12 protein-coding genes and 1 riboswitch are annotated in these 15,969 nt (G+C 56.6%); of the genes, 5 read left to right on the top strand and 7 right to left on the bottom strand.

Annotated elements, in window-relative coordinates; all coding sequences use genetic code 11:
- Positions 1 to 16: 16 nt before the first annotated feature.
- Positions 17 to 1,957 carry an ABC-F family ATP-binding cassette domain-containing protein gene (locus NQZ67_RS24380; protein ID WP_257451116.1) on the bottom strand — a complete coding sequence of 647 codons (1,941 nt, stop codon included), beginning with the start codon at positions 1,955 to 1,957 and terminating at the stop codon, positions 17 to 19.
- Positions 1,958 to 2,111: 154 nt separating this feature from the next.
- On the opposite strand from NQZ67_RS24380, the gene NQZ67_RS24375 reads away from it, so the two are divergent.
- Complete coding sequence (locus tag NQZ67_RS24375; protein WP_257451114.1) at positions 2,112 to 2,672, top strand: guanylate kinase; 561 nt, start codon at positions 2,112 to 2,114, stop codon at positions 2,670 to 2,672.
- A gap of 85 nt (positions 2,673 to 2,757) precedes the next feature.
- Here NQZ67_RS24375 and fumC read toward each other — a convergent pair whose 3' ends face one another.
- The 3 genes from fumC to NQZ67_RS24360 all read right to left on the bottom strand — a co-directional run bounded on the left by fumC (position 2,758) and on the right by NQZ67_RS24360 (position 5,421).
- On the bottom strand, positions 2,758 to 4,143 hold the full coding sequence (gene fumC, locus NQZ67_RS24370; RefSeq protein ID WP_257451112.1) for a class II fumarate hydratase: 1,386 nt from the start codon (positions 4,141 to 4,143) through the stop codon (positions 2,758 to 2,760).
- 195 nt (positions 4,144 to 4,338) lie between these two features.
- A complete protein-coding gene (locus NQZ67_RS24365) occupies positions 4,339 to 5,007 on the bottom strand; it encodes a bifunctional 2-keto-4-hydroxyglutarate aldolase/2-keto-3-deoxy-6-phosphogluconate aldolase (RefSeq protein WP_257451110.1) in 669 nt (222 codons plus the stop codon).
- A 102-nt stretch (positions 5,008 to 5,109) separates the two neighbouring features.
- A complete protein-coding gene (locus NQZ67_RS24360; RefSeq protein WP_257451107.1) occupies positions 5,110 to 5,421 on the bottom strand; it encodes a Dabb family protein in 312 nt (103 codons plus the stop codon).
- Between the two features lie 275 nt (positions 5,422 to 5,696).
- On the opposite strand from NQZ67_RS24360, the gene NQZ67_RS24355 reads away from it, so the two are divergent.
- Positions 5,697 to 6,371 carry a class I SAM-dependent methyltransferase gene (locus NQZ67_RS24355; RefSeq protein ID WP_257451104.1) on the top strand — a complete coding sequence of 225 codons (675 nt, stop codon included), beginning with the start codon at positions 5,697 to 5,699 and terminating at the stop codon, positions 6,369 to 6,371.
- An 84-nt stretch (positions 6,372 to 6,455) separates the two neighbouring features.
- On the opposite strand, the gene NQZ67_RS24350 is transcribed toward NQZ67_RS24355, so the two are convergent.
- From NQZ67_RS24350 to NQZ67_RS24340, 3 genes are all read right to left on the bottom strand, one after another.
- Positions 6,456 to 7,637, bottom strand: a complete 1,182-nt coding sequence (locus NQZ67_RS24350; RefSeq protein ID WP_257451195.1) for a multidrug effflux MFS transporter — start codon at positions 7,635 to 7,637, stop codon at positions 6,456 to 6,458.
- A gap of 190 nt (positions 7,638 to 7,827) precedes the next feature.
- The gene (locus tag NQZ67_RS24345) at positions 7,828 to 9,144 is read right to left on the bottom strand and encodes an ABC transporter substrate-binding protein (protein WP_257451101.1); all 1,317 of its coding nucleotides are present in this window, start codon (positions 9,142 to 9,144) and stop codon (positions 7,828 to 7,830) included.
- Between the two features lie 12 nt (positions 9,145 to 9,156).
- Entirely contained in the window at positions 9,157 to 11,793 is a 2,637-nt protein-coding gene (locus NQZ67_RS24340) for a putative bifunctional diguanylate cyclase/phosphodiesterase (RefSeq protein ID WP_257451099.1), read from the bottom strand.
- Positions 11,794 to 11,939: 146 nt separating this feature from the next.
- Positions 11,940 to 12,021, bottom strand: a riboswitch (cyclic di-GMP riboswitch).
- Positions 12,022 to 12,247: 226 nt separating this feature from the next.
- Here NQZ67_RS24340 and NQZ67_RS24335 point away from each other — a divergent pair.
- From NQZ67_RS24335 to NQZ67_RS24325, 3 genes are all read left to right on the top strand, one after another.
- Positions 12,248 to 13,159: a 3'-5' exonuclease gene (locus tag NQZ67_RS24335; protein ID WP_257451097.1), complete on the top strand. Its 912-nt coding sequence runs from the start codon at positions 12,248 to 12,250 to the stop codon at positions 13,157 to 13,159.
- 200 nt (positions 13,160 to 13,359) lie between these two features.
- On the top strand, positions 13,360 to 14,307 hold the full coding sequence (locus NQZ67_RS24330) for a DMT family transporter (protein WP_257451094.1): 948 nt from the start codon (positions 13,360 to 13,362) through the stop codon (positions 14,305 to 14,307).
- A gap of 134 nt (positions 14,308 to 14,441) precedes the next feature.
- On the top strand, positions 14,442 to 15,962 hold the full coding sequence (locus tag NQZ67_RS24325) for a PTS transporter subunit EIIC (RefSeq protein WP_257451091.1): 1,521 nt from the start codon (positions 14,442 to 14,444) through the stop codon (positions 15,960 to 15,962).
- The last annotated feature ends 7 nt before the right edge of the window (positions 15,963 to 15,969 follow it).

Genomic DNA, 15,969 nt, shown 5'->3' with positions numbered 1-15,969 from the left:
TATCGTCACTTACTCTCTATCGTTTTTGCGCGGCAATCCGCTCCGCCAGCTCGTTCAGCTCCGTCCATCTGTCCATCAGCGTCTCCAGCTTGCCTTCCAGCTCTTGCTGCTTAGCCGCCAGCTCCTGCAGCCTGGCGGAGTCGCTGCTCGCGGCCTCCATCTCTTCCGCTATGCGCGCAAGCTCGGCCTCGGCGTCCGCAATCCAATCGTCGATCTGCTCGAAATCCTTCTGATCCTTGTACGACATCTTAAGCGTCCGTTCCTTAACCGGCTGATCCGCCGCCTTCGCGTTATCGACCGTTTGCCCAGCCGCCGCGTTTCCCTTCAAAGATGCCGGAGCTGCTGTTGAGGATGCGCCTCCAGAAGGCTGCCGCTCGGCATATTCGGAATAATTGCCCGTATGCAGCGTAATGGCGCCGTTTCCTTCGAACGCGATAATTTTCTCTACCGTGCGGTCGAGGAAATAGCGGTCATGAGAGACGACGAACACGACGCCGGGGAAATCGTCCAAATAATCCTCGAGCACGGTTAACGTCGCGATGTCGAGGTCGTTCGTCGGCTCGTCCAGCAGCAGCACGTTCGGCGCTTCCATCAGGACGCGCAGCAGCTGAAGCCTGCGCTTCTCGCCGCCCGAAAGCTTAGCAATCGGCGTCCACTGCATCGTGGGCGAGAACAGGAAGCGCTCCAGCATCTGTCCCGCCGAGATCGTCGTGCCGTCCGCCGTCTTCACTTGCTCGGCCGCTTCCCGTATGTATTCGATGACGCGCAGCGACTCGTCCATCTCCTCGCGCTCCTGCGAGAACCAGCCGAGCTTGACGGTAGGGCCCAGCTCTACTGTTCCCGCATCCGGTTCAAGTCGTCCCGCGATCAGCTTCAACAGCGTCGACTTGCCGCTGCCATTAGGTCCAACGATGCCGACACGGTCTTCAGGCACCGCGATATAGCTGAAGTTCCGAATAAGCGCGCGGTCGCCGTAGCTCTTCGCAAGTCCTTCGGCCTCCAGTATTTTCTTCCCGAGCCGGGTGGAGGCAACGGATACGTCCAGCTTGCCGTCCGTCGCTTTCGGTCCTGCCGCCTTCAGCGCCTCGAAGCGGTCGATTCTGGCCTTCTGCTTCGTCGTGCGGGCTTTCGCGCCGCGCCGAATCCAGGCGAGCTCGTTGCGCAGCAGATTTTGCCGCTTCGCTTCCGACGCGGCTTCCCGCTCCTCCCGCTCCAGCTTCAGCTCAAGGAAACGGCTGTAGTTCGCTTGATAGAAATGCGCCTCTCCCCTGTCAAGCTCAATGACTCTGTTGCTGACGCGGTCCAGGAAATAGCGGTCATGCGTAATCATCAGCAAGGCGCCGCGACGCTTCTGCAGCATGCCCTCGAGCCAAGCGACGGAATCATTGTCGATATGGTTCGTCGGCTCGTCCAGAATAAGCACGTCGCTCGGCAGCAGCAAAGCGGCCGCCATCGCGACTCGCTTGCGCTGGCCGCCCGACAAGGTCTCCACCTTTGCGTCGTACTGCTGGATGCCCAGCTTGGAGAGGGCCGTCTTCGCCTCGTTCTCGAGCTGCCAGGCGCCGTGCTCGTCCATGCGGGCATTGGCCGCGATCAGCTCCGACTGCGCTTTCTCGCTGCCCGGATTCAGCTCGATCGCCTGCATAGCGGCCGCATAGGCCTGGACGGCGCGAAGCTGCGGCGAATCCCCGCCAAGAACATGCTCGAGCGCCGTCTCCCCCGGCTGGAATACGGGATCCTGCGAGAGCATCCGCACGACGACCTTGCCGCCGATGGCAATCGTCCCGGCATCCGGGGGCTCGACTCCGGCAATCACCTTCAGGAACGTGGATTTGCCTGTTCCGTTGACGCCGATGATGCCGATTTTGTCTCCATCCTCGACCCCGAACGTGACGTCGCGGAACAACACTTTCTCGCCATACGTTTTCGTTATATGTTCTACCGATAATAAATGCATGCGTCTACCCTACTTTTTCATTCATGATAGACCGCTTCCGCGGCTACCTGTATCATAGCATAGTTTGCCGTTCGCACGCACGGCAAGCCGCATTCCTCTCATGCATTCATGAGACAATGCCGATATAAAGAGTAAGAGAAAGGAGCGTGTTCCCATGGCTCTTCCATCCCCTTATATCTTCATCTTCACGGGCACCAGCGGCTCGGGACGCAAGACGGCGGCGCACCAGGCGCTGAGAGGGAGCGGCATCGTCCATATCCCCTCGTGCACGGACCGTCCGCCGAGAAGCCGCGAGCATCCCGACAGCGATTACCGTTATGTCAGCGAGACGCAGTTCGATTTGATGTGCAGAAGCGACTTCTTTGCCGAAACCGTGCGGATCGACCGGTACCGTTACGGAATCGGCAGACGTTATTTGAACATGGCGTCGGAGTCCGGCCAGCATGTCTACCTTATCTTGAACCGCGAAGGCAGCGACGCCATTCGCGAGCAGTACGGCGAGAGGGTCGTCCGCATCTTCCTGTACGTCGATAAAAACACCGTGCAGGAGCGGCTGGAATCCAAAGGGACGTCCTATGAGGTCGTCGACAGCTATTTGCGTCATTATAACGACGAGGTGACCTACCGGAAGCATTGCGAGCATATAATCGAAAACGTAAATCTGAAGGAAACCATCGCGCGCATCAAATCTATCGTGGACGGGTATTTAAAGTAAATGAACGGCGGCTTCCGCTACGAAAAAAGGCAGCTCCGGGGTTGTTAGTCAACCTCACGGAGCTGCCTTTGTTTTTTCGGGCGAATTAACGTTTGCCGATCATATTCTCCGGACGCACCCACTCGTCGAATTGCTCGGACGTGAGCAGACCGCTCGCGATCGCGGACTCCTTCAGCGTCAAGCCTTTCTTGTGCGCGTTCTTCGCGATGGCCGCGGCGTTCTCGTAGCCGATATGCGGGTTGAGCGCCGTAACGAGCATCAGGGATTGATCGAGGTTGCGCTTGATCACCGCTTCGTTCGGTTCGATGCCGACGGCGCAGTTATCGTTGAACGAAATCATGGAATCGGCCATCAGGGCAACCGATTGAATGAAGTTGTACAGGATAACCGGCTTGAAGACGTTCAGCTCGAAGTTGCCTTGGCTTGCCGCCATGCCGATCGCCGCGTCATTGCCGATGACTTGGCATACGGCCATCGTCATTGCTTCGCTTTGCGTAGGGTTTACCTTGCCCGGCATGATGGAGCTGCCCGGCTCGTTCTCCGGAATCGTAATTTCGCCGATGCCGCAGCGCGGACCGCTTGCCAGCCATCTGACGTCGTTGGCGATCTTCATCAGGTTCGCCGCCAGCGCTTTGATCGCTCCGTGCGTATACACCATTTGGTCATGGCTGGTCAAGGAATGGAATTTGTTGCGCGCCGTTACGAACGTTTTGCCCGTAAGCGCCGTAACTTCTTCGGCTACCGCCACCGCGTAGTCCGGATGCGCGTTGAGCCCCGTGCCTACCGCCGTTCCGCCGAGCGCAAGCTCGCGCATTGTGTCCACGCTTTGCACAAGCATCGCGCGCGTATTATCCAGCATGGAATACCAGCCGCTGATCTCTTGACCGAACGTAATCGGAGTGGCGTCCTGCAGATGCGTGCGGCCGATCTTCACCAGATCGTTGAACTTCTCTGCTTTCGCGCGGAGCGTGCCGTTCAGCAGGTCCAGCGCCGGCAGCAGCCGGTCTTCAACCGCGATGACGCCCGCGATATGCATGGCGGCCGGGAAGGTATCGTTCGAGCTCTGCGAACGGTTGACGTCGTCGTTCGGATGAACGCGAGTCGCGCTTCCTCTGGACTCGAGAATTTGGTTCGCGCGGCGAGCGACAACCTCGTTCACGTTCATGTTCGTCTGCGTGCCGCTGCCCGTCTGCCAAACGACGAGCGGGAATTCGTCGTCCCACTTGCCGCTCAGGATTTCGTCCACCGCTTCGCCGATAACCGCGGCTTTCTCCTCGTCAAGCACCCCTAGCTTGCGGTTCGCGAACGCGGACGCTTTCTTGACGATCGCCATAGCGTAGACGACTTCGATCGGCATTCTTTCGCCGCTGATTTTAAAGTTCTGCAGGCTGCGCTGCGTCTGAGCTCCCCACAGCTTATCCGCAGGCACCTTGATTTCGCCCATTGTATCCTTCTCAATCCGGTAATCCATTACAGAAACGACTCCTTTACGCTTAAATTAGTCCAAGCTTTAACCCTTTTTCTGTTATAACGCTAAACGCGACGAGAAGCAAGCGGTGACCGCTCTCCTTCCGCCTCTTTCCGGCTTCCATGCAAAGACGCCTTAAAGCGCATGCCGCTTGAAGGCGTCTCTTAGCCTCGCCGTTCCTACGCGCGAAGCATGTTGTTATTGTCCTTTGGCCTCGCGGTAAACCGCCATGTAAGCCGCCGCTTTTTGCTCGATCAAGGAGAAGTCTCCCGTCTTCACGGCATCCTTCGTCAAGTCGGAGCCGATGCCGACCGCTACGGCGCCCGCTTTGATCCAGTCCTTCAGGTTGCCCAGCGACACGCCGCCCGTCGGCATAATGTTTGCTTGCGGAAGCGGTCCTTTAATGGAAGGAATGACGCTAGGCGAATACAGATTGCCCGGGAACAGCTTCACGACGTCCACGCCAAGCTCCAGAGCGTTCTGGATCTCCGCGATCGTCATCGTACCCGGCATGACCGGCACCGCGTAACGGTTGCACAGCTTAATGGTGTCCGGATTGAGTGCCGGAGCTACCACATATTCCGCTCCCGCGAGAATAGCCGCGCGCGCCGTCTCCGGATCAAGCACCGTTCCTACGCCGATGATCGCATAGTTGTCCGCGTCTTTTGCGGCGTCGCTGGAAAATTCCTTCGAGAGCTCCTCGATCGCTTTCAACGCGAAAGGCACCGTCATCGTAATTTCGATGGCCTTGATTCCGCCTTTGATGGCGCGTCTTGCCATCTCGGCCACTTCCTCCGGCGAATCCGCGCGGAGCACCGCCACGACCCCCGCCTCTGCCAGCTGCTGCAAAACTCTAAGCTTTTTCATTATTCAACCGTCCCTCTTCCCTTTAGGTGCGTCTTTGTGCGAAATTGTTCGCATTCCTAGCGCCATTATAGACCTTTTCGGCTTGGCCAGCAATACAATCCGCTACAACTTATAGTCGATTTCGAGGAACTTCTCGACTTCCTTCACCCACCGCTCGTTCACGAACTGCTCATGCAGCGGGTGAGCGTTATAGGCGTCGTAATCCCGCTGATTCTCGAACTCCATCGCGAATCCGTAATCATAGTCGTTTTTGGCGCTGACCTGACGGTATACTTTAAAATTGCGCACGACCGGAATCATCGTAAGAATGCGTTCCCCATCCTCCAAAAACCTCTTCTCCTGCTCGGAGCCCTTCTCATGCTTCAATGTGAAAATAACGGAGTGCAAAATCCATTCGCTTTCTTGAGTAGACATTCTAATCTCTCCTTCCGGTTCTATTCTTTTTTAATTCTATCAAACAAATGGGAGTTCTGCCAAAAGAATCACCTGTGCCGACTCGCCCGTCCTTAAGCGACAAATAGTTTAAAACTATAAAGTTTATTTGAATTATATACTTAACCTATATACTCATTTGCATTATGATTGGAAGCATCCACCACAAATCGGAGCGAGCGTTTCACAAAACTAAGCGAATGCTTCCGATGCGGTTTTGTTCCACTTCGTTTCACAAAACTTAAGGAGGAATAAACATGTCCGATCAAGTAAAGGCGCAATTCGATCAAGCGGCCGAGCGCTACGACGAGCAGCGACGAGGTTTGATTCCCTGTTTTGACGATTTCTACGGCACGGCGGTTGACTGGACCGAGGTCGTATCCGAGGAGCCGCGCATCCTGGATCTTGGCGCCGGCACCGGCTTGTTGACCGCCATGATGCTGGATAAATTCCCTCATGCGGAGTTCACGCTCATCGATTTCAGCGACGAGATGCTGGCCCAGGCGAAGACAAGGTTCGCGGGCCGGAACAACTTGACCTACATCGCCGAAGACTATTCGGCCTATCCGTTCAAGGACTCTTATGACGCCGTCGTATCGTCTCTTTCCATTCACCATCTTCCCCACGATCAGAAACGATCCTTGTTCCGCACCGTCCGCGGTCTTCTCAAACCGGGCGGAAGATTCGTGAACGCCGATCAGTCGGCAGGCGGCTCCCTTTCCTTCGATCAGACGTACAGGCAGAGCTGGCTTCGCTCCGTCGAGAATAGCGGCATCGGCGGCGAGGCGATTCGGGCTTCCGTCGAGAGACGGAGCCACGACATCAACGCCGGTCTTCCCGAGCAGCTGCAGTGGCTGCGCGAAGCCGGCTTCGCGAGCGCCGACTGCGTCTACAAGCATCACGAATTTACGGTTTATGTCGCGCTGGCCTAGCAGCGCTCGAAGCGCCGCTCCATAGAGAAACCCGCAGCGGATAATTCCTCTGCGGGTTTCTCTGTCTATATGCGGCGCACCAACTCATGCTCTTCGCCGCGTCAGGAAAGCAAAACAGCCCGAAGCTGCGACGACGAGCAGCAGAATAACAAGCGCGAGCGGCCAGGCCGTGCCTTCCCCGCCCAGCCCTACCAAAGGAGCCGCCGCCCCTCCGAAAATAAAGGAAAGCATGCCGAGAAGCGCCGACGCGCTGCCCGCCGTTTTCCCTTGATCCTGCAGCGCAAGCGAAGTCGTCGTCGCCGAGACTATGCCGACGCTGGATACGACCAGGAAAAACGCGGGAATCACCCCGCCGAGCCCCATATCCGCGGCGACGGCGAGCAGCAGCAGCAGAGCGCCGGAAGATGCGAGGGCAAGGCCCGCGCTCAGCATTTTGCGCGCTTCCACCTTCCCCGCCAGCCTGCCCGCGATCTGGCTCGCTATAATGATGCCTGCCCCGTTCAAGCCGAAGACAAGGCTGTAGCCTCTCGGCGTAACATCGTAAATTTCCTGCAAGACGAACGACGAGCCCGATATGTAAGCGAACATCGCGGCCATCATCAATCCTTGCGTAATCGCGTACCCCATGAAGACGGAGTTGCCGAGAAGTCCCCGGAACGTCCTCAGCGTATTCCGAAGCCCGCCCTTGGAGCGTCTCTCCGCGGGCAGCGTCTCCTTCAAGCCGAGCCATACGGCGGCTAGCATCAGCAGCCCCGATACGCTGAGCACCGCGAATACTCCCCTCCAAGAGGTGAAGGTCAAAATTTCGGCTCCGATCATGGGGGCAAGAATCGGGGCCGCTCCGTTAATCAGCATCAGCAGGGCAAAAAACTTCGTCAGCTCGGGACCGGAGTACATATCCCTTACGCTTGCCCTGGCAATGACGATAGCTGCCGCCCCGGCCAAGCCCTGCACGAACCGAAGCGCGATAAAAGCCCATATCGAAGGAGAAAAAACGCATAATAGCGACACGATCGCATACAAGACGATTCCAATCAGCAGCGGCGTTCTTCTTCCTCTTACGTCGCTGATCGGACCAACGATTAACTGCCCAAGCGCTATGCCGAGCAGGCACGCGGTCAAGCTAAGCTGAGCGAGGGACGCGGAAGCGCCGAAATCTTCGCTTAGAGCGGGCAGCGCCGGCAAATACATGTCGATGCTCAGCGGACCGATGCCGGATAACGAACCGAGAATGGCCGCGATAAACAATCTTCTCGAGCGCGGCATTGGCTGAGAAGCGGATGGGGTAATGTTCAATGGATGCGCTCCCTTCTTTCTAGCTGCTATGGATATGAACGGCTTCGGAAACTATTTCATTCTAATGGGGTATCGACGATCTGGCAACCTCGCTTTTCTTTTGAAAACGACAAAAAACATGGTATCCGGCCCTTGTCCGAATACCATGTTGGCTTGTGCGTTACCGATTCTCCTGCGCTATGCTTCGAAGAATTTCGATGTCGTCGCCCAATGAGGTTTGAATCATCTGCTCCGCTTCTTGAATGATGGTTTCCGCATCCTTTTGGCGTTCGATCCCCTTGTTCACCGTATCGTTCCATATCTGCTTCACCTGTTGATCCAGCGGCGTAAGCCTATACTCCTTCATGTTCTCCGTAAGCCATAAGTTTGTCGCGTACATCTTCTGGCCGCCGAAGAAGTCGCTCGTCTCCGCCAGCTTTCTTCCGTTCGCTCTAGCCGGAATGTACGCGGGCACGCTGTTGTCGACGCCCTTGAACGCCCAATCCGTCACGATATAGCGGATAAGCTCCCAAGCCCAAGCCTTCTGGTCCGATGCGGTAGGAATCATGAAACTGGCGCTGTTCGCCCAGCCGTACTTATTGAAGGGGAGGCGGGTAGCCCGCCAATGCCCTGCCGTATCGGGAGCCCATGCTTCGATCTGGGAGGCGCCCCACGTGCCCTGATAGAGCATCGCGAGCTCGCCGTCCCTTACGGTCTGGGCCCCTGCTTCCGTCCATACGTCCTGCAGCGACACCAAGCCTTCCTCATTCAGCGTCTTCGCGAGTTCAATGGCCTCATAATAGGCTTCGTTATTGCGGAGAAACGAGACATTCTCGTCGAGCAAACCATGCGCGCTGTCATAGACGCGAATGACCTCCGTCGACCACTGGGCGAGATAACGCCCATCCTTCTTCAACGTTCTGGCGATTTCCAGCCAATTGTCCGGGTCCTCCATATACTTGCCGAGCTCCTCCGGATCGGACGGGAAACCGTATTGCCTCATCATATCCTCTCTGTAGTAAGCGACGATAGGCGAGCTTCCGAACGGAAATCCGACCATGGACTGGCCGTCGAAGGAGAAGTTCGACGCCCACAGGCTTCCGCTGATATCCTTCTCGTATTCGCCGGCTCCGTAATCGAGCAGATTCTCGAGCCCGGCAATCGTCGTGAATTGACCGAAATGCTCGCTGTCCGTCAGCATGACGTCCGGCGTCTCGCCCGAAGCGATCGCTTCCTTATAGACATCCGCGTACGTGTCGAAGGCGAACGTCTTCAATTTCACCGTAACGTTGGGATACTTCTCCTCGAAGCTTTCGATAATGGATGACCATCCGTCATAGTACGCCCATAGCTCAAGCTCTACCGGTTCCATGGAAAGCGCGGTCTTGTCCTCCGTCTCCACGATTTCTTCCGTTGCCGGCGCGGCGGCGTTCCCGTTGCAGCCGCTTAACGCTGCCGCGATCACCACGGACAGGATGATCATCATCGTTCTTCTCATATTCCGTCTCTCCTAGTCAGCATTGAAATGGGTTTTGATATATAGCTCCAAACGTTCGCGCGGAAGCGGCTTGCTGAAATAATAGCCCTGCAGCTCGTCGCAATTCAATTCTTCGAAAAACGATCTTTCCTCCTCCGTCTCGATGCCCTCCGCGACAACCTTGAGTCCCATGCTGTGGGCAAGCTCGATTACGGCCTTGACGATGGATGACTTAAGCGCATCCTTGTCCGCGCCGGAGATGAAGGTCCGATCCAGCTTGACCACCGAGATCGGAAGACGCTGCAGCTGGCTTAGCGAGGAGTAGCCGGTCCCGAAGTCGTCGATCGAGATATCGATGCCCATTGCCCGAATCCGCCCCAGCACATCGATGACTTCTTCGACCTGGCGGATAAACACGCTTTCCGTTATTTCGATGCTGATCGATTTGCCGTCTACCCCCGTCTCGTTCAGAATCGCGCGAATGCGTTCCACGAGCATTGGCTGTCCGAAGTGCTTGGCCGACAAATTAACGGAAATAGGAAGCGCGGGCAGGCCTTGCGCCTGCCATTCCTTCGTCTGTTCGCACGCTTCGCGGAAAACCCACAAATCGATGTCCGTAATGATGCCCGACGCCTCCGCGAGCGGAATGAATTTAACCGGCGAGATCAACCCTTTGACCGGATGCCTCCAACGGATTAACGCTTCGAAGCCGAGCGGAGTCCCTGTATTGGGATGAACCTTGGGCTGATACTCCAGGAACAGCTCCTGATTCTTCAGCGCGTTGCGAAGCCCGTTCTCGAGCTCCATCTTCTCGCTTAACGTGTCTTCGAGCTCTTTATCGAACAGGTGGTAGCCGCTCGGTCCGTTCTCCTTAGCTACGTACATCGCGATATCCGCTTTCTTGACGATATCGTCAATGGTTTGTCCATGCTCCGGGTACAAGCTGATGCCGACGCTGGCAGCCGTATAGAAGGAGGCGCCCATCAGCTCGAAAGGCTCGTTGAAGCACCCGCATATCTGTTCGGCCAATCTGCCCGGCGCTTCCTCCGACCGGAAACGCTGCACGAATACGAATTCGTCGCCTCCAAGCCGGAACACCTGGCTGCTGCCGTCGGCAAGCCAGGTGAAGCGGCCTGCCACATGCTGGAGCAGAACATCTCCTGCCGCATGCCCGAGGGAATCGTTGATCTGCTTGAACCGGTTCAGATCCACGAACATGACGGCGATTCGCTCATCGCTCCCGTCGACTTCGGCAAACAAAGCCTCAAGCGACTGGCGGAAATGGTGACGGTTCGGCATGCCGGTCAAGCTGTCGTAGAAAGCCAGATGGTGAAGCTTCTCTTCCGACATCCGCAGCTGTTCGTTCATATGCTCCGATTCTTGGAACATGAGCTGCAGATTATTCGACATCTCTTTCACGTTATGTACGACGGAATTGACTTCCAGAATGCCGCTTACGGGCCACTCCATCGCTACCCTCTGCTTCAGCTTGTCCGGCAGATTGGTCGTGGAGCCGGCAAGCTGCATAAGTCCCTGACTCAGCCAACGGTTCATGCCGAGCGCCAGTCCTGCGGCGATCGCGGCGCTTACCAATAGGGACGTCAAGTAATAGATATATTCTTGAAAGATGTGGTCTTTGTAGGACGATACAGGGAAAATGACGGACAGAGTCAACGGGAGCGAATCCAGCTTCGCCTTGTAGACGTAGTTCGCGTCTCGCCACCGCTCGGTCGGCAGAAGCTGTACCGCGGATTGCCTCGGCATCTCGATACGGAATCCATGGTCTTCGATCGATTCCATCGCGAAACGTTTGGGCTTCCATGCCTTGAATTCCTCGAGAGCCATCGTGGAGGCCAGCGGAATTCGATCCTCGTTCGCCAGCGTCAGATGGTACCTGCGGTAATCGGCATGCCGGTCCAGCAGATCGTGCAAATGAGCAAGCTGAATCCGGTTCCGCAGCCGGATGCCGAGCAGCTCTTCCTCGCTCCAGTGGCTAAGCTCCTCCGAGAGGATGCTCGTCGTGCTCCCCGCGATTTGACCCGCCATATGCAGCGAAGCGTCATACGCCTTCCAGCCGCTGATCATCATGATCAGCAGAAACGGCACCGCCACTATGGCAATGGAGGCGTTAAGCAAGGCCATTCGGAACGGGATCGGCGCGCGCATGCTACTCTCCCGCTTCAATAACCGTTTAATTGGTACGAAATAGTAAATGATCTCGGATAGCAGCACATTGAATAGGCCGTTCACCGCCGAAAGAAAAAACAGGAGCACAAACTCCGTCGCGTCGAAAGGACCCGACAGTAGACAAGCCAATAGAATAAGAGGGAGTCCGCACGCCGCCCAGAACCAGACATTCAGCTTGAGCGGAGAACGCTTGGTCTTCTTATGTAGAAGGGTTACCCAGCAAACCTCCATAAGAAAGATCAGAACAAACAGGGGAATATGGAACGCGAGCACGGCCGCGCCATAAGCCGCCGCGGCGACTGGCAGGGCGGTCCGAAGGCCGAACAAGCGATAGAGAAGCATGATGAACAAATTGGTGAAGACAAACGTAATGCCGTAAATCAATTGCAACTGCTGCGAAGCGGTGACGAGAGCAAGCGAGGCGGTTCCCGCCATAAACAGCCAGCTTCGTATCCGATGGGAAGCAGCGAAAGAGTTCCTCATGGTACACGGCCCTCCTGGTACGGTTGATGTAGATTCTAGTTGATGGAGCGGTATGGTCCGATTCTGACTTGTGAGGCAAAAATAATGCCCTGGCGGCAATCAAGCGACCAGGGCTCTATAATCCAGCAGCAAGAGCTGGTTTATCTGCGTGCAACCCGGCTATCATCAATGTTGGTAAGACCCGTGGCTTTGCGTCCTATGCTTTCGCATAGTTTGCCGAAATCGGTATGCAGTTGGCTGATTCCATCTTACTAGATTTCTAGGCGCTTTCATAGATCATCCGACCTACAATATGAAGTTTTTTTTCAAAAAAGTTATCATTGCATACATCTATTGCGAGAATTCCCTCAATGTTCCTGCGATACCAAAGTTGTCATATTGCCTTGCGCCACCCCCATTACGCAAACCATCGCCGAATCTGTTAAAATAAAGGCTATGATTGGAGGTCATCGACTTGGACTATATTGTACTCGATATCGAATTCAACGGACGCAAATTCGCGAGCGATCTTCCTATGGAAGTCATCGAGATCGGCGCGGTTCGATTAGACGCATCTTTAAACGTGGTGGACGAATTCACCGACTTCATCAAGCCGGTCTATTTCGCGAAGCTTAATTCGTTTATTCAGAAGAAAACCGGCATCCCCCAGGAGAGCATCGACGCCGCGGCGGGCTTTCCCAAGGTTATACGCGCGTTTCTCGCCTGGCTCGGCAAGTGCGAGCAGCCGCTGCTTATCGCATGGGGTGGCGAGGATTTGAAGAGAATCGTCCTCGATACCCGCATGCACAAGATGGATGACGCCTATTGGCTGGCCATCCCCTGCTTCGATCTGCTGAAGGGCTTCCTGCGCGTGCGCGGACTGACCAACGACGTCAGCGTAGAGGCCGCGCTCACGGACCTCGGCTTATCCTCGGAGGGCTCGGCTCACAGGGCGTTGGACGACGCCCGCATGACGGCCGATATTTTCCGCAAGGTGTACGGCCAGCTGGATTTCAGCTTCGTCACGCATTACAAGGATCAATTCACGAACGCCAAGGAACGCAGACTCGTGAAGAACGCCATCCGGCTTCTGCGGTCGCAGAAGCTCGAGCCGACATGGGAATCGTTCGCCGAGCATGTGCTGAAGGACAAGGTGAAGCTCGACGATCCTCGCAAGGAAGCGGAGCTTAAATCGTATTTCCAAGCGGAGCTGGAGAAGAAAAGCGCCAAACCGGCTCATGCGGGCCCCAAGGCCAAGAAGGATGACCGGCAAGAGGACGGTGCGGCAGATCCGGCTTCCGTTCAAACAACCGGGATAGCTGGCGTCACGCCTAATGGCCGGGAAGATGATGCTCGGGAAGCGGACGGGCTGCAAGAGCAGGAATAAGCGATGCCGCTGAGAATAGTCCACAGGCGGCGAACGAACTAGAAGGCATGTCCGCTTCCGGGCTTCGGGAGGACATGCCTTATCTATTCCAGTCATAGTCGCCCGTAAAAAATGGCTTTGACAGCGGTCAGCGCCCGGGAGTATGATCTCTGAGTGCGCAACAGCGCCGAACCCTTTCATGTTTGGAGCGACACAACACGATGGAACTCGGCACAAAAAGCTTAACGGTTTACGAACTTCTCTATGTTATCGGCATTATCGCCATATCCTTCTCCTCCATCTTCGTCCGATGGTCGGAAGCCGACGTGGCGGTTATCGCCATGTATCGGCTTTATTTGACGAATCTATTGCTGCTCCCGCTTGCTTGGAGATACCGGAATGAACTGTTCCGGCTGTCGCCCCGGCAATGGGGCTGGCTGACCGCTTCCGGCGCGATGCTCGCCTTGCACTTCCTTCTCTGGATGGCGTCGCTTCGCTTAACGACCGTGGCAAGCTCTACGGTTATTCTGACGCTCGAGCCGCTGATGGTGATGCTCGGCTCGTATTTCTTGTTCAAAACGAAAGCAAGCCGCATCATGCTGATCGGCATGTTCATCGCGATTGCCGGATCGGCCGTCATCGGGGCCGGCGATTTCCGATTGTCCGGAACCGCTCTTCTCGGAGACGCGCTGTCCCTTCTCGGCACCGCCGCCGTCGCCATCCATATGCTGATCGGCAAGAAGCTCCGGGAATCGATCGACGCGTTCCCGTACAACTTCTGGGTGTTCGCGACGGCCGCCACCTTCCTTGCTCTGTACAACATCGCGCAGGGCAATAGCTTTACCGGCTACGAAGCCCGCGAGTGGGGCATCTTCCTGCTGCTTGCCATCGTGCCGACGCTGTTCGGCCATTACCTGTTCAACTGGCTGCTGAAATACATGAATGCGACGGCCGTGTCCATGTCGGTGCTGGGCGAGCCCGTTATCGCTTCGCTGCTCGCCTGGGTGCTTCTGAAGGAAGCGCTGGCTGGCTATCAGCTTGTCGCCGGCGCCTTCGTCCTGTTCGGCGTATGGCTGTTTATCCGATTCGGTGACAAGGCGGAGAAACCGGAGCCTAAGCCGCGCGAAGGCGAAACTTCCTTTGACAGAACCGAAACGGGAACGGTATAATTTTTGTAGCGCTTTCTTTTTTCCGAAAGAATTGAACGTGTAACCGCTGAGGGCATTAGTTCAAGAAGGGCAATCCTTCTTGGGCTATGCCTTTTTTCGATTTTCCATCAACGAATGAGGTGTGTATTCCTACTATGAGCTATATCCAGCGCGTAAGCCGTTCGTTCATGATTCCGATTGCCGTCATGCCGGCTGCGGCCATTCTGTTCCGTTTCGGCAAAATCGAGTTCGATCATCCCTTCCTGATGAAGCTGGCCGCGATCTGCGAGGCAGCCGGCGGGGCGATCTTCGATCATCTCCCCCTCCTGTTCGCCATCGGCATCGCCATCGGCCTGACCGGCGGAAAAGGCGTTGCCGCGCTGTCCGCGGCCGTCGGGTACCTCGTGTTCCAGGAGGTCATGCGCACGTACGAAATCGTGCAGACGAACGAGCTCGCGGAGGCGAACGTGCAGATGGGCGTCCTCGGCGGCTTGATTACAGGCGGGGTTACCGCCTATCTGTATAACCGGTTCAAAGATACAAAGCTGCCGCAGGCGCTCGGCTTCTTCGCCGGACGCCGGTTTGTTCCCATCGTCACCGCGCTTGCGATGACGGTGCTCGGCGGATTGCTCGGTCTGATCTGGATGCCGATACAGGAGATGATCCAGCAAGCCGGGCTCTGGCTTCTGTCGACGGGAGGCGTCGGCTCGTTCCTGTACGGCACGGTAAACCGCCTGCTCATTCCGACCGGCCTGCATCATATCGTCAACCACGTAGCGTGGTTCCAAATCGGAGAATACGCCGAGGCGGGCGGCAAAGTCGTGCAGGGCGATCTGACCCGCTTCTTCGCCGGCGATCCGGCCGCGGGCACCTTCATGACGGGCTTCTTCCCCGTCATGATGTTCGGCTTGCCTGGCGCCGCGATCGCCATGGCCAGAAGCGCGCGGCCCGAAAACCGCAGGCTCATGATGTCGATTATGCTCAGCGCCGCCTTCACCTCCTTCCTGACCGGCATTACGGAGCCGATCGAATTCGCTTTTATGCTGATCGCCCCGGTCTTGTTCGTCATTCACGCGCTGCTGACGGGGCTGTCGATGATGCTCATGCATCTGCTCGAGGTGAAGATCGGCTTCGGCTTCTCCGCAGGCTTCATCGATCTGGCCATCAACTGGAACGACTCTACGCGTCCGTGGCTCGTATTTCCGATCGGAGCCGCCTACTTCGCGGTGTATTACGCGGTGTTCCATGTCTTCATCCGAGTATTCGATTACGCGACGCCCGGCCGCTCCATGGAACACGCGGAGCCGGCCGCCGCGGCGGCGGAACCCGCTGCGGTGCAGGAACCCCCGGATATCGGCATCCGTATGCCGAAGCCCGATCCCGATCCCAGGCTGTCCGCGCTGCGAAGACCGAGCTCTCAGCTCATGTCCCGGAAAGCGGCCGACGTCGTGGACTGTATCGGCGGAACCGGCAATATTAAGAGCATCGACGCCTGCATCACCAGGCTGCGATTGACGCTGCAGGAGCCTTCTCTTATTCACACGGAAGGCCTGCAGCAATTAGGCGCCGCCGGCATTATCCGGATCGGCAAGGACGGCGTGCACGTCGTCTTCGGCACCGATTCCGAGCTCATCAAGGAAGAAATATTGAAGCTGCAAAGCGAGCAGAACGATTAATGGACGG

The organism is Paenibacillus soyae (assembly GCF_024623455.1).
In the GTDB taxonomy this organism is placed as follows: domain Bacteria; phylum Bacillota; class Bacilli; order Paenibacillales; family Paenibacillaceae; genus Pristimantibacillus; species Pristimantibacillus soyae.
Note: the sequence above shows the minus strand (reverse complement) of the source record. Positions and strands in the feature narration are given on the sequence as shown.